This is a genomic window from Acidovorax sp., from assembly GCF_027492855.1.
GTDB lineage: Bacteria > Pseudomonadota > Gammaproteobacteria > Burkholderiales > Burkholderiaceae_C > Acidovorax.
In genome coordinates this window covers 362,620-376,290 of the sequence record NZ_JAPUDY010000099.1, presented here as the reverse complement: position 1 = coordinate 376,290, position 13,671 = coordinate 362,620, and the positions used below count along the sequence as shown (strand labels likewise).

The 13,671-nt window shown below is 65.4% G+C and carries 9 protein-coding genes and 1 riboswitch; of the genes, 3 read left to right on the top strand and 6 right to left on the bottom strand.

All coding sequences use genetic code 11. The annotated features are described in order from the left end of the window. The first annotated feature begins 4 nt into the window (after nt 1–4). A complete protein-coding gene (gene gspD, locus Q0105_RS20030) occupies nt 5–2,278 on the top strand; it encodes a type II secretion system secretin GspD (protein WP_298214381.1) in 2,274 nt (757 codons plus the stop codon). Between the two features lie 14 nt (nt 2,279–2,292). Next, nucleotides 2,293–3,681: an ATPase, T2SS/T4P/T4SS family gene (locus Q0105_RS20025; RefSeq protein ID WP_298214379.1), complete on the top strand. Its 1,389-nt coding sequence runs from the start codon at nt 2,293–2,295 to the stop codon at nt 3,679–3,681. Nucleotides 3,682–3,744: 63 nt separating this feature from the next. Here Q0105_RS20025 and Q0105_RS20020 read toward each other — a convergent pair whose 3' ends face one another. The 4 genes from Q0105_RS20020 to lpxC all read right to left on the bottom strand — a co-directional run bounded on the left by Q0105_RS20020 (nt 3,745) and on the right by lpxC (nt 8,871). Further along, a complete protein-coding gene (locus Q0105_RS20020) occupies nt 3,745–5,394 on the bottom strand; it encodes a methyl-accepting chemotaxis protein (protein ID WP_298214377.1) in 1,650 nt (549 codons plus the stop codon). 185 nt (nt 5,395–5,579) lie between these two features. After that, nucleotides 5,580–7,457: a phosphomethylpyrimidine synthase ThiC gene (thiC, locus tag Q0105_RS20015; RefSeq protein ID WP_298214461.1), complete on the bottom strand. Its 1,878-nt coding sequence runs from the start codon at nt 7,455–7,457 to the stop codon at nt 5,580–5,582. Between the two features lie 142 nt (nt 7,458–7,599). Next, nucleotides 7,600–7,723, bottom strand: a riboswitch (TPP riboswitch). 29 nt (nt 7,724–7,752) lie between these two features. After that, nucleotides 7,753–7,929 (bottom strand): hypothetical protein, encoded by a 177-nt coding sequence (locus Q0105_RS20010; RefSeq protein WP_298214375.1) that lies wholly within the window; start codon nt 7,927–7,929, stop codon nt 7,753–7,755. Nucleotides 7,930–7,947: 18 nt separating this feature from the next. Beyond that, nucleotides 7,948–8,871, bottom strand: a complete 924-nt coding sequence (gene lpxC, locus Q0105_RS20005) for a UDP-3-O-acyl-N-acetylglucosamine deacetylase (RefSeq protein WP_298214373.1) — start codon at nt 8,869–8,871, stop codon at nt 7,948–7,950. Between the two features lie 270 nt (nt 8,872–9,141). Here lpxC and Q0105_RS20000 point away from each other — a divergent pair, with 270 nt between their 5' ends. Then, nucleotides 9,142–10,902 carry a methyl-accepting chemotaxis protein gene (locus Q0105_RS20000; RefSeq protein WP_298214371.1) on the top strand — a complete coding sequence of 587 codons (1,761 nt, stop codon included), beginning with the start codon at nt 9,142–9,144 and terminating at the stop codon, nt 10,900–10,902. A 106-nt stretch (nt 10,903–11,008) separates the two neighbouring features. On the opposite strand, the gene ftsZ is transcribed toward Q0105_RS20000, so the two are convergent. Next, entirely contained in the window at nt 11,009–12,253 is a 1,245-nt protein-coding gene (gene ftsZ / locus Q0105_RS19995) for a cell division protein FtsZ (RefSeq protein ID WP_298214369.1), read from the bottom strand. Nucleotides 12,254–12,404: 151 nt separating this feature from the next. Continuing rightward, nucleotides 12,405–13,634 carry a cell division protein FtsA gene (ftsA, locus tag Q0105_RS19990; protein ID WP_015012559.1) on the bottom strand — a complete coding sequence of 410 codons (1,230 nt, stop codon included), beginning with the start codon at nt 13,632–13,634 and terminating at the stop codon, nt 12,405–12,407. Nucleotides 13,635–13,671: the final 37 nt, after the last annotated feature.

The following is a 13,671-nucleotide window of genomic DNA, read 5'->3' as shown; positions in this document are numbered from 1 at the left end:
ACCTATGACTTTCCTGCTTTCACCACGCCTGCGTTTTACTATTAAAACAATAGCTGCCAGCGCTTTATTAGCGAGCGCCAGCGGCCAAATTGGCGCACAAACCGCCATCGACACCCGCACGGGCAGCGTGCGCCCCAGCGAACCCGTCACGCTGAACTTCGCCAACGCCGAGATCGAGGCCGTGGCCCGCACCATGGCCACCATCACCGGCCGCAACGTGGTGGTGGACCCGCGCGTGAAAGGCCAGCTCAACCTGGTGACCGAGCGCGCCGTCACGCCCGCCGCAGCCTTCCAGCAGTTCCTGGCGGCGCTGCGGCTGCAAGGTTTCACGGTGGTGGAGGCCGCGGGCCTGTACAAGGTGGTGCCCGAGGCAGACGCCAAGCTGCAGGGCGGCAGCGTGAGCGTGGTGCAAGGCAGCGCGGGCAGTGCACCGAGCGGCGGGCAGATCGTCACCCAGATCTTCAAGCTCAACTTCGAGAACGCCGCCAACCTGGTGCCGGTGCTGCGCCCCCTGATCAGCCCTAACAACACCATCAACGTGAACCCCGGCAACAACTCGCTGGTGATCACCGACTACGCAGACAACCTACAGCGCCTGGCACGCATCGTGGCAGCGATGGACGTCTCCAACGCCAGCGACGTGGAGGTGATTCCGCTGCGCAACGCCATCGCCTCCGACCTGGCGCCCCTGGTGGCCCGCCTCATCGACGGCGGCAGCGGCGCCGGCGCCCCCGCAGCGGTGCCCGGCCAGGCCGACACCTCGTTCAAAACCGCGCTGATCGCCGAGCCGCGCAGCAACTCCCTCATCCTGCGCGCAGCCAACCCGGCCCGCGTGGCCCAGGTGCGTGCGCTGGTGGAGCGGCTCGACCAGCCGCCCGCCCCCGGCAGCAGCGCGGCCAACGGCAACATCCACGTGGTCTATTTGAAGAACGCCGACGCCACCAAGCTGGCCACCACGCTGCGCGCCGCCATGGCGGCCATGGGCGGCGCCAGCGGCGGTGCCGGTGCCAGCGGCGGCGGCAGCGCACCGGCGCCCAGCACCGGGCTGAGCGCGGGCGGCATACTGAACACCAGCGGCGCTGCCAACTCCGGTGGCAGCAACTCCGGCCTGGGCTTTGGCGCGGGCAGCATGGGCACCAGCAGCACCAACAACAACCAGCCGTCCACCGGCGGCCTGATCCAGGCCGACCCCACCACCAACTCGCTCATCATCACCGCGCCCGAGCCGCTGTACCGCCAGTTGCGCAGCGTGATCGACAAACTCGACGGCCGCCGCGCGCAGGTGCTGGTGGAAAGCCTGATCGTCGAGGTCTCGGCCAACAAGGTGGCCGAATTCGGCATCCAGTGGCAGGGCATCCTGGGCAAGCAGGGCGACGGCACGGTTGGCGTGATCGGCACCAACTCCAGCGTCTCTGGCGCCAACATCCTGACCGCTGCGGCCGCTCTGGCCACAGGCAATGTCTCGGGCCTAACAGGATCGAGTGGTCTGAGCAACGGTTTGAATTTCGGCCTGGCACCGCGCATCAACGGCCAGTACTACCTGGGCGCGCTGGCCAACTTTTTGCAAAACAGCGGTGATGCCAACGTGCTCTCCACCCCCAACCTGATGACGCTGGACAACGAAGAGGCGCGCATCATCATCGGTAACAACGTGCCCTTCGTCACCGGCTCCTATGCCAACACCGGGGGCAATAGCGGTGCAGTGAACCCGTTCACTACCGTAGAGCGCAAGGACGTGGGCCTGATGCTCAAGGTGCGCCCGCAGATCAGCGAAAACGGCACGGTGAAGATGGCGATCTACCAGGAGGTCTCCAAGATCGACGGCAACACCCTGAGCGCCGTGAACGGCCCCACCACCAGCAAACGCTCCATCGAGTCGAACGTGGTGGTGGACGACGGCAGCATCATCGTGATCGGCGGCCTGCTGGAAGACAGCTACTCGCAGGGCGAAGACAAGGTGCCGGTGATGGGCGACCTGCCCGTGGTGGGCGGCCTGTTCCGCAGCGAAAACCGCAAACGCAACAAAACCAACCTGATGGTGTTCCTGCGCCCCATCGTGGTGCGCGACACCGCCACCAGCGACGCGCTGATGGTGGACCGCTACGAGGCCATCCGGGCGCTGCAGCAAGCCACGCAGCCCGCACCGAGCACCATGCTGCGGTCGGTGTCGGGTGCGCCGGTGCTGCCCCCGCTGCCCGCCCGCGCCGAGCCTGCGGCCAGCGCTGCCGTGCCCGCGCAGCCCCTGCTGGCCCCAGAGCCCGCCACCACGCCACGCTGAAGGGCCCACGACGCATGCGCCACCCCCTGCCCTACGCCTTTGCGCGCACCGCCCAACTGCTGCTGGAGGACGACGGCCACCAGTTGGTGCTGTGGCACGGCCCCAGCCCCGATGCGGGCGCGCTGTCCGAGGTGCTGCGCAAGCACCCCGTGCAGCAGTTGTTGCCGCTCGACGCGCCCGGCCTGGCCCAGCGCATCAGCGCGGCCTATTCGCACAGCGAATCGAGTGCGGCCACCGTGGTGAGCGAGGTCGAAAGCGACGCCGACCTCTCGCGCATGATGCAGGAGCTGCCTGCGGTGGAAGACCTGCTGGAGTCGGCGGGCGACGCGCCCATCATCCGCATGCTCAACGCCCTGCTCACGCAGGCCGCGCGCGACGGCGCGAGCGACATCCACATCGAGCCCTACGAGCGCCACAGCAGCGTACGTTTTCGGGTGGACGGCACGCTGCGCGAGGTGGTGCAGCCCAACCGCGCGCTGCACGCCGCGCTGATCTCGCGCTTGAAGATCATGGCCGACCTCGATATTTCGGAAAAACGCCTGCCGCAAGACGGCCGCATCAGCCTGCGCCTGGGCACCCGCGCCATCGACGTGCGCGTGTCCACCCTGCCCAGCGCCCATGGCGAGCGCGCCGTGCTGCGCCTGTTGGACAAGAGCGAGAGCAAGCTCAGCCTGGAAGCCGTGGGCATGCAGGGCGAAACGCTGCGGCGCTTTGAAGGCCTGATCAACCAGCCGCACGGCATCATCCTGGTGACCGGCCCCACGGGCTCGGGCAAGACCACCACGCTGTATGCAGGCCTGGGGCGGCTTGATGCCACGCGCAACAACATCATGACGGTGGAAGACCCCATCGAATACGAGCTGCCGGGCGTGGGCCAGACCCAGGTCAACAGCAAGATCGAGCTGACCTTTGCCAAGGCCCTGCGCGCCATCCTGCGGCAAGACCCGGACATCATCATGATCGGCGAAATCCGCGACTTCGAGACCGCGCAGATCGCCATCCAGGCCTCGCTCACCGGTCACCTGGTGTTGGCCACCCTGCACACCAACGACGCCGCCAGCGCCGTGACGCGCCTGACCGACATGGGCGTGGAGCCCTTCCTGCTGTCGTCATCCCTGCTGGGCGTGCTGGCCCAGCGCCTGGTGCGCAAATACTGCAGCCATTGCCACGGCGCGGGTTGCGATGCCTGCGGCCACACGGGCTACACCGGCCGCACCGGTGTGTTCGAGCTGCTGGTGACCACCGACGCCATCCGCGCGCAGATCCACAACCAGACCTCCGAGGCCGACATCCGCACCGCCGCCATGGCCGACGGCATGGCCCTGATGCGCGAGGACGCCGAGCGCCTGATCGCCGCGGGCATCACCAGCCGCGAAGAGGTGTTGCGTGTGACGCGGGATTGAAGTCGCTATATTTTTAATAGCTGCTAGCGCTTATTCAATAAGCGCTAGCAGCTAAAAACACCATCAACCTACCGGAATCTGCAACGCAGGCCGGCGTGCCGCAGAGACCACGGCTGGCGCAGCAGGCGCTGACACACCAGCGGCCGAGAATGCGCCCTCCTGCAGCTTGAACTGGCTGACAGCGCCGGTCAGTTGGTGCGCCTGCTCCCTGAGCGATTCGGACGCGGCGGTGGACTGCTCCACCAACGCGGCGTTCTGCTGTGTCATCTGGTCGAGTTGCGACACCGACTGGCTGATCTGGCCAATGTTGTCACTCTGCTCGGCCGACGAGGCGGTGATTTCGCCAATGATGTCGGACACGCGGCGCACGCTGCTCACGATCTCGGTCATGGTCTGGCCCGCCTGGCTCACCAGGCGCGAGCCGTCTTCCACCCGCTCCACCGACGAACCGATCAAGCCCTTGATCTCTTTGGCGGCCTCGGCGCTGCGCTGCGCGAGGTTGCGCACCTCGCTGGCCACCACGGCAAAACCCCGGCCCTGCTCACCGGCCCGCGCGGCCTCCACAGCGGCGTTGAGCGCGAGGATGTTGGTCTGGAAGGCGATGGAGTCGATCACACCCGTGATGTCGGCGATCTTGCGTGAGCTGGTGGTGATCTGGTCCATGGTGGTCACCACCTGCGACACCACGGCGCCGCCGCGCGCCGCCACTTCGGCGGCCGACGAAGCGAAGTCGCTGGCCTGGCGCGAGGACTGTGCGCTTTGCTGCACCGTGCTGGTCAGCACCTCCATCGATGAGGCAGTTTCTTCGAGGTTGGCCGCCGTCTGCTCGGTGCGGTGGCTCAGGTCATGGTTGCCGCTGGCGATCTCGGAGCTGGCGGTGGAGATGTTGCCCGCCGCGTCCTGCACCTGGCGCACCAGGCCACGCAACGAGTCCTGCATGCGGCCCATGGCCGACACCAGTTGGCCCACCTCGTCCTGGTTCATGGGAGCCACGTCGTGCGACAGGTCGCCGCTGGCAATGCGCTCGGCCAGTTCCTGGGCCTGCCCCAGGGATTTGGTGATGGAGCGCACGCTGAAGAAGGTGAGCGGAATCAGCACCGCCAGCCCCAACACCAGTCCGATGCCGATAAGCGCCGACATGGTGGAGGTGCGCAGCTCCACACCCGCGCGAGCCTCGTCCATCTGCGCACGGGCCGACGCAGCCAGGCTGGAGAACAGTTGGTCGGTGGCGTCCATGTGGACCTTGAGGCGGTTGGCATAGGCGCCGCCGCCCGCGCCGTCGAGTTGCGCCTGCTCGATCTGCGCAAAGATGGGGACGATACCGGTTTCATACAGCTTGATCTCGGCCAGCGACTTGTCGATGGAATCGACAAAAGCGGGCTCGTCCGACTGCACCTGGCGCACATCGGCCAGGCTCTTGCGCAGCGCCGCCAGGGTTTTGGCCCAGGTTTCGCGCAGTGCGGAAACCTCTACCGTGTTGTTGAAATTGATGATGATGTCCTTTTCGACCCGGCGCAGGTCGCCCAGCGTGGTGCGCAGGTCGGACATGTCGGTCAGCGTCTGCACCCGCTCGGAAAACAGCACCTGCAGCGTGCCGCGCGTGCGGTCCAGGGCCACATAACCCATGGCTCCGATAACGATCAAAAGAATCAGGGAAAAGACGGTACCAAAGTAGAGTCGTGTACGGATGGAGAAGCGGCCGAGAGCATTCATGGCTCTTCCTTAGGTTTTTGTGAGAGATCGTCAAGCACAGCAAATTTAGTGCCGCACCCATCCTCCGGCCTTCTGGACCGGAAGTTAGGCGGGACTATAGGCCCGGCCGCCGCCGCCGCCGCACAGGGTAAGCACGGCCCCACGGATTTTTTGAAGCGAATCCGCAGGGCCAGTAGTTGCGCTAATCAGACAGGTTTGAGAGGGATGTACAACTCGCCGCCCCCGCGCTGAAACTCGGCCGCCTTGGTTTCCATGCCCTGGGTCAAGGCTTCCGCCTCGGCCAGGCCCTTTTGCGCGGCAAAGTCACGCACTTCCTGCGTGATCTTCATCGAGCAGAACTTGGGGCCGCACATCGAGCAGAAATGCGCCACCTTGGCCGAGTCCTTGGGCAGGGTTTCGTCGTGGTATTCCTTGGCCGTCTCCGGGTCCAGGCCCAGGTTGAACTGGTCCTGCCAGCGGAAGTCGAAACGTGCCTGGCTGAGTGCATCGTCGCGCGAGCGGGCGCCTGGATGGCCCTTGGCCACGTCGGCCGCATGCGCGGCGATCTTGTAGGCAATGATGCCTTGCTTGACGTCGTCGCGGTCGGGCAGGCCCAGGTGTTCCTTGGGCGTCACGTAACACAACATGGCCGTGCCCATCCAGCCGATCATGGCGGCACCGATGGCGCTGGCGATGTGGTCGTAGCCGGGTGCGATGTCGATGGTCAGCGGGCCCAGGGTGTAGAACGGGGCCTCGTGGCAGGTCTTGAGCTGCTCGGTCATGTTGGCCTGGATCATGTGCATGGGCACATGGCCAGGGCCTTCGATCATGGTCTGCACGTCGTGTTTCCAGGCCACCTGGGTCAGCTCGCCCAGCGTGTGCAGCTCGGCAAATTGCGCTTCGTCATTGGCATCGGACGCGCAGCCGGGGCGCAGGCCGTCACCCAGGCTGAACGACACGTCGTACGCCTTCATGATGTCGCAGATGTCCTCGAAGTGCTCGTACAAAAAGCTTTCGCGGTGGTGCGCCATGCACCACTTGGCCATGATGGAGCCCCCGCGCGAGACGATGCCCGTGCGGCGCTGCGCCGTGAGGTGGATGTAGGCCAGGCGCACGCCAGCGTGGATGGTGAAGTAGTCCACGCCCTGCTCCGCCTGCTCGATCAGTGTGTCGCGGAAGATCGCCCAGGTGAGGTCTTCAGCCACGCCGCCCACTTTTTCGAGCGCCTGGTAGATCGGCACGGTGCCAATGGGCACGGGCGAGTTGCGCACGATCCAGTCGCGCGTGGTGTGGATGTTCTTGCCGGTCGAGAGGTCCATCACGTTGTCGGCGCCCCAGCGGATCGCCCACACGAGCTTTTCGACTTCTTCTTCGATGCTGGACGTGACGGCCGAGTTGCCGATGTTGGCGTTGATCTTGACCAGGAAATTGCGGCCAATCGCCATCGGCTCCACCTCGGGGTGGTTGATGTTGGCGGGGATGATGGCGCGGCCCCGGGCCACTTCGTCGCGCACAAATTCCGGGGTGATGATGCGCGGGATGCTCGCGCCCATGGGGTTGCCCATCAGGCGCTGCTCGCGGCCCGCATCGGCCATGTACTGCTGCATCCACTCGCGCTTGCCGTTTTCGCGGATGGCCACGTACTCCATCTCGGGGGTGACGATGCCCTTCTTGGCGTAGTGCATCTGCGTGACGTTAGCGCCGCTTTTGGCGCGCAGGGGCTTGCGCTGCAGTGCGGCTGCCTCGGCGCGCAGCTGGGCCAGGCGGGTGGCGTCTTCGCTTTTTTGGCCGTCGTCCAGCGCCACGGGGGCGCGGCCTTCGTAGTGTTCCACGTCGCCACGGCCGGTGATCCAGCCGCCACGCACGCTGGCCAAGCCACGCCGCACATCGATCACGGACTCGGGGTCGGTGTAGGGGCCGGAGGTGTCGTACACACTGACCAGCTCGCCGTTGGTGAGAGCGATGTCGCGCACAGGCACGCGCAGGTCGGCGTGCAGTTGGCCGGGGATATAGGCCTTGCGCGATGCGGGAAAGGGCTCACGCGTGCGTGCGAGCAACTCGGCGAACTTCTCGGGGGCGGCCAGCTTGGCGTGGGGGTCGGGGGCGTTCATGGGGCAGGTCTCCTGGTTCCGGTGGCGGTGGGGTCTGCTCCGGAATGGACCTGTGCGCCCCCCAGGTGCGGCAGCGCCTGGGGCATGGCGTGCCCACAGGGACTGCGGGCACGGGGACAAGGAGGTCGGCTCTTCTTCCGCCGGTATGAACCGGATCAAGTTCGTCGGGTTCGCAAGTTCGCCTGAATTTCTTCAGGCCTCTCGCATCTCAGCGCATCAGCACACCCCGGAGCAGGCGCGAGTATAGGCCAGCGGGAGATTCGTGCACTCAGGCCAGGCGCCCGATGAAGATCACTGCGAAAAAGAAGACGGCAGCGATCACCGTCCATTTGAGGATGACCAGCCCCAGGCGCTTGTAGCGCGCCTCCCCCGTGCCCGCATAAAACGCAAACGACACAGCCGCAGCCAGAAGCAGCAGCATGGCCAGCCAGCGAAAGATCAGCATGGTGGTGGTGGGCCCGCGTTACCAGGCGCGAGCGGGCTGCGCAAAACCCGTAGGGGCTTGGCGTTCGTCCTCGAAGGTAACCACCTCCCAGGCATCGCGCTGGGCCAGCAGCTCGCGCAGCAGCAGGTTGTTCATGGCGTGGCCCGAGCGGAACGCGCTGTAGGCCGCGAGCAGGGGCTTGCCGATCAGGTACAGGTCGCCCATGGCGTCGAGGATCTTGTGCTTCACGAACTCGTCGTCGTAGCGCAGCCCATCGCTGTTGAGCACCTTGTAGTCGTCCATGACGATGGCGTTGTCCAGCCCGCCGCCCAGCGCCAGGCCGTTGGAGCGCATCATTTCTACATCGCGCGTGAAGCCAAAGGTGCGGGCGCGGGCGATGTCGCGGCTGTAGTTGCCTTGCCCCAGGTCGAACTCCACACGCTGGCCGGTGGAATCCACGGCCGGGTGGTCAAAGTCGATTTCAAAGCTGAGCTTGTAACCGTGGTAGGGCGTGAGGCGCGCCCACTTGGCGTTGGCGCCCTCGCCCTCGCGCACCTCCACGGGCCGGGTGACACGGATGAAGCGCTTGGGGGCGTTCTGCAGTTCCACCCCGGCGCTTTGCAGCAAAAACACGAAAGAGGCCGAAGACCCGTCGAGGATGGGCACTTCTTCGGCGGTGATGTCCACATAGAGATTGTCGAGCCCCAGGCCCGCGCAGGCCGACATCAGGTGCTCCACCGTGTGCACCTTGGCATTGCCCACCGCGATGGTGGAGGCGAGCCGCGTGTCGGTGACGGCCTCGGCCCGGATCGGAATATCCACGGGCTGGGGCAGGTCCACCCGCCGAAACACGATACCAGTGTCCGGTTGTGCAGGCCGCAAGGTCAGCTCGACCCGCTGGCCGCTGTGCAGTCCGACGCCTACGGCGCGGGTCAGTGTCTTGAGGGTGCGTTGCTGGAGCATCTCTGTATTTTAGTTTCTGATGTCCCGCCCCGCACACATGCAGGTCTTGCCGTGCCGCCTGCGGCAGTCCATACGTAGTGCTACCGCCGTGTTTTTACCTACTGCCCTCGGGCCAGCCTCTACGCACAATTCTCCAACGGCTAGAACTACCGGGGCAGCATCGGCTTGCTCCGTCTCGGGTATGACAGCACCCCGGCACGCCGCAAGGCAGATGTAGATAGACTTTCAGCGATACAGATATAGACGCCGCCCCACTGGAGAACGCACACCATGAGCAAGCTCAGCTTCAAAATGAAAATCATGCTCATGATCGGCACCGCACTGGCTGCGCTGCTGATCATGGCCATCATGTCCCTGCTGCAAGAACGACGGCTCATCATCGAGTCGCGCAAGGACATGCTGACCACGGCCGTCCAGTCTGCCCACAGCATCGTGGCCGCCTACCAGGCCAAGGCCGCCAGTGGCGCCATGCCGGTAGAAGAAGCCCAGAAGGCCGCCAAGGAGGCCTTGCGCATCGCCCGTTATGGCGGCGCCGAAGGCAAGACCGAATACTTTTACATCTGGACCACCGAAGGCGTGGGTGTCATGCACCCCTTCAAGCCCGAGTGGGCTGATCAGGACATGCTGGGCAAGGTCAAGGACGGTTCAGGGGTGGACATCATCGGTCTGCTGGTGAACGGCCTGCGCGCCAGCAAGGATGGCAAGGCGTTTGTATCCACCATGTTCGCGCGCCCCGGCCAGCAGGAAACCGTGCCTAAGCTGCAGTACATCGTGAGGGTGGATGGCTGGAACTGGATGGTCGGCTCCGGCCTGTACACCGACGACGTGGACGCCCTGCTGCGCAAGGCGCTCTGGTCCAGCCTGGCAGTGGTGCTGATCGTGTTTCTGGTCGTGGGTGCCATCGGCTGGGTCGTGTCGCGATCTGTATTGCGCCAAATCGGTGGTGAGCCCGCCGACGCCATCGCCATCATGCAGGAGGTCGCCGAGGGCAACCTCGACGCCCAGATTCCCACCGCCCACCCCGGCTCCATGCTCGACGGGCTGGCCCACATGGTCACCTCGCTGCGCAAGCTGGTCACCGAGGTGCGCTCGGCCACCGACAGCATTGCCACCGCTTCGAGCGAAATCGCCCAGGGCAACAACGACCTGGCGCACCGCACCGAAGACACGGCCAGCAATCTGCAGACCACGGCCAGCAGCATGGAAGAGCTGACCAGCACCGTCAAGCAGACCTCGGACTCGGCCCAGACCGCGAACCAGATGGCGACTTCGGCCGCCAAAGTGGCGGCACGCGGCGGCGAGGTGGTGTCGCAGGTGGTCTCCACCATGCAGGAGATCAACGCCAGCAGCAAAAAGATCAGCGACATCATTGGCGTGATCGACGGCATTGCCTTCCAGACCAACATCCTCGCGCTCAATGCCGCCGTAGAGGCCGCCCGCGCGGGCGAGCAAGGCCGGGGCTTTGCCGTGGTGGCGGGCGAAGTGCGCAACCTGGCCCAACGCAGCGCAGAAGCCGCCAAGGAGATCAAGACGCTGATCGGCGCGTCCGTGGAGAAGGTCGAGTCCGGCACCCAGCTCGTGGGCAATGCAGGCGCCACCATGACCGAGATCGTGGCCAGCGTTCAGCGCGTGACCGACATCATTGGCGAAATTCGCGCGGCCACTTCCGAGCAAAGCCAGGGCATTGCGCAGGTCAACACAGCCATGAACCAGCTCGACCAGATGACCCAGCAGAACTCGGCGCTGGTGGAGGAGTCCACCGCCGCAGCCGACAGCCTGCGTGAGCAGGCCATGAAGCTCACCGAGGTAGTGGCCCTGTTCCGCGTGAACGGCAACACCTCGGTGCCCGCGCCCGCTAACCGCCCCCTGGCTGCGCCCCCCCGCCCTGCGCCAGCGGCACCAGCGCGTGCTGCAGCGCCACGCCCTGCCCTGGCCAAGGCCGCACCAGCCCCCCGCCCCGCCGCAGCGCTGCCCTCTAAGGCCAGCCCCAAGCCTGCGGCCGACAACAACGACGATTGGGAGTCCTTCTGAGGCGGTGAGAGGTAATGCGTTGACGGGTAAAGTCGGCGCGCCTCTACCAAGTAAAAAAGCCCTGCCAGCATTCGCTGGCAGGGCTTTTTTGTGAGTACCGGTCCGCTCAGTCAGCTTGCTTGCGCAGGAAGGCCGGGATCTCCAGGTCGTCCATGCCGCCCGACGACAGCGCATCCACGCGGGCTGCGGCCTGGGTTCGGTTGGTGCGCCAGACGCTAGGCACCGACATGCTGCCGTAGTCGGCCTGCGCGCTGCCTGCATGGCCGCCCTGCACGCCGCCCGCTGCCGCACCCATGGCGCCGACGCCGGTCACTGGCATCTGGTAGGCCATGTTGTCCGTGCCCGTGCGCAGGCCACCCTGCACCACAGAGATAGGCTGGCGGCGCGCATTGGCGCGCGACAGGCCCGTGGCCACCACGGTCACGCGGATCTCATCGCCCAGGGTTTCGTCATAGGCAGCGCCGAAGATGACGTGCGCGTCTGTCGAGGCGTAGGCATTGATGGTGTTCATGGCCTGGCGCGACTCGGACAGCTTGAGGCTGCCCTTGCTCGCCGTGACCAGCACCAGCACGCCCTTGGCGCCCGACAGGTCGATGCCTTCGAGCAGCGGGCAGGCGATGGCCTGCTCGGCGGCGATGCGTGCGCGGTCCGGGCCGCTGGCGGTGGCCGTGCCCATCATGGCCTTGCCGGGCTCGCCCATCACGGTGCGCACGTCTTCGAAGTCCACGTTCACCTGGCCGTACTCGTTGATGATTTCGGCAATGCCGCCCACGGCGTTCTTGAGCACGTCGTTGGCATGCGCAAACGCTTCATCCTGGGTGATGTCGTCGCCCAGCACGTCGAGCAGCTTCTCGTTGAGCACAACGATCAGCGAGTCCACGTTGGCTTCGAGCTCGGTCAGGCCATCATCGGCGTTCTTCATGCGGCGGCCACCTTCCCAGTCGAAAGGCTTGGTGACCACGCCCACGGTCAGGATGCCCATCTCCTTGGCAATGCGGGCGATCACTGGCGCAGCCCCCGTGCCCGTGCCGCCGCCCATGCCGGCGGTGATGAACAGCATGTGCGCGCCCTGAATGGCATCGCGGATATCTTCCACGGCGGCTTCGGCCGCATCACGGGCCTTTTCAGGCTTGCCGCCCGCGCCCAGGCCGCTGCCGCCCAGCTGGATGACGCGATGAGCCGAACTGCGCGTCAGCGCCTGCGCGTCGGTGTTGGCGCTCACAAACTCCACGCCCTGCACGCTGCGGGCAATCATGTGCTCAACGGCATTGCTGCCGCCACCGCCCACACCGATCACCTTGATCTGGGTGCCCTGGTTGAATTCTTCGGCTTCGATCATTTCGATGGTCATCTTGGAGCTCCTGTTTCTAAATCTGTATGCAATTGCCAAATGGTGAAAGTGTCCTTGGATCTTTGAGTGCCTGGCGGTCCTGTACATCGCCATCGCTCACGCGACGTTTTTGGGGGGCTGCCTCGCGCTAACCACAGTGGGTATTTCATGGTCAGAAATTCCCCACAATGAAGTCCTTGAAGCGCCCGAACGCGGTCTTCATGGAGCCACTTTTTTGCGCCACCTTGAAGCCGCGCAGCCTGGCCAGCCGCGCTTCTTCCAAAAGGCCCATCACGGTCGCAGCACGGGGCTGGGCCACCATGTCGGCCAAGGCGCTGGAATATTTGGGAATGCCGCGCCGCACGGGCTTCAAGAAGATGTCTTCGCCCAGTTCGATCATGCCGGGCATCACCGAGCTGCCGCCCGTGAGCACGATCCCTGAGGACAACACTTCTTCGTAGCCCGACTCGCGCACCACCTGCTGCACGAGCGAGAAAATTTCCTCCACACGCGGCTCGATCACACCCGCCAGCGCCTGCTTGCTCAGCATGCGCGGGCTGCGGTCGCCCAGGCCGGGCACTTCCACCTGCGCCTCGGGGTCGGCCAGCAGTTGCTTGGCGTAGCCGCTCTCAACCTTGATATCCTCGGCGTCCTTCGTCGGAGTGCGCAGCGCCATGGCGATGTCGCTGGTGATGAGGTCACCCGCGATCGGGATCACCGCCGTGTGGCGGATCGCGCCGCCGGTGAAGATGGCCACGTCGGTCGTGCCCGCGCCGATGTCCACCACCACCACGCCCAGTTCGCGCTCGTCATCGGTCAGCACGGCCTGGCTGCTGGCCAGCGGGTTGAGCATGAGCTGCTCGACCTCCAGGCCACAGCGGCGCACGCACTTGATGATGTTTTCGGCCGCGCTCTGCGCACCGGTCACGATGTGGATCTTGGCCTCCAGGCGGATGCCGCTCATGCCGATGGGCTCTTTCACATCCTGCCCATCGATCACGAACTCCTGCGGCTCCACCAGCAGCAGACGCTGGTCGCTGCTGATGTTGATGGCCTTGGCGGTCTCCACCACGCGCGCCACGTCAGCCGAGGTGACTTCCTTGTCCTTCACGGCCACCATGCCGCTCGAATTGAGGCCCCGGATGTGGCTGCCGGTGATACCGGTGTACACGCGCTGGATCTTGCAGTCGGCCATCAGCTCGGCCTCTTTCAGTGCCTGCTGAATGCTCTGCACCGTGGCGTCGATGTTGACCACCACGCCGCGCTTGAGGCCATTGCTCGGGGCCACGCCCAGGCCTGCGAGCTTGAGCTCGCCATTGGGCAGGACCTCGGCCACCACGGCCATGACCTTGGCGGTGCCAATGTCCAGCCCCACGACAACGTCTTTGTATTCTCTTGCCATATCAGTCTCTGCCCTTCTCTGTTCTTGCCCGCGGCCC

Bases quoted from the DNA above. Each gene is read 5' to 3' on its own strand.
- Q0105_RS20020 (WP_298214377.1), bottom strand. From the start codon at position 5,394: ATGAATGCTCTCGGCCGCTTCTCCATCCGTACACGACTCTACTTTGGT.
- Q0105_RS20000 (WP_298214371.1), top strand. From the start codon at position 9,142: ATGAGCAAGCTCAGCTTCAAAATGAAAATCATGCTCATGATCGGCACC.
- lpxC (WP_298214373.1), bottom strand. From the start codon at position 8,871: ATGCTCCAGCAACGCACCCTCAAGACACTGACCCGCGCCGTAGGCGTC.
- ftsZ (WP_298214369.1), bottom strand. From the start codon at position 12,253: ATGACCATCGAAATGATCGAAGCCGAAGAATTCAACCAGGGCACCCAG.
- Q0105_RS20025 (WP_298214379.1), top strand. From the start codon at position 2,293: ATGCGCCACCCCCTGCCCTACGCCTTTGCGCGCACCGCCCAACTGCTG.
- Q0105_RS20010 (WP_298214375.1), bottom strand. From the start codon at position 7,929: ATGCTGATCTTTCGCTGGCTGGCCATGCTGCTGCTTCTGGCTGCGGCT.
- ftsA (WP_015012559.1), bottom strand. From the start codon at position 13,634: ATGGCAAGAGAATACAAAGACGTTGTCGTGGGGCTGGACATTGGCACC.
- gspD (WP_298214381.1), top strand. From the start codon at position 5: ATGACTTTCCTGCTTTCACCACGCCTGCGTTTTACTATTAAAACAATA.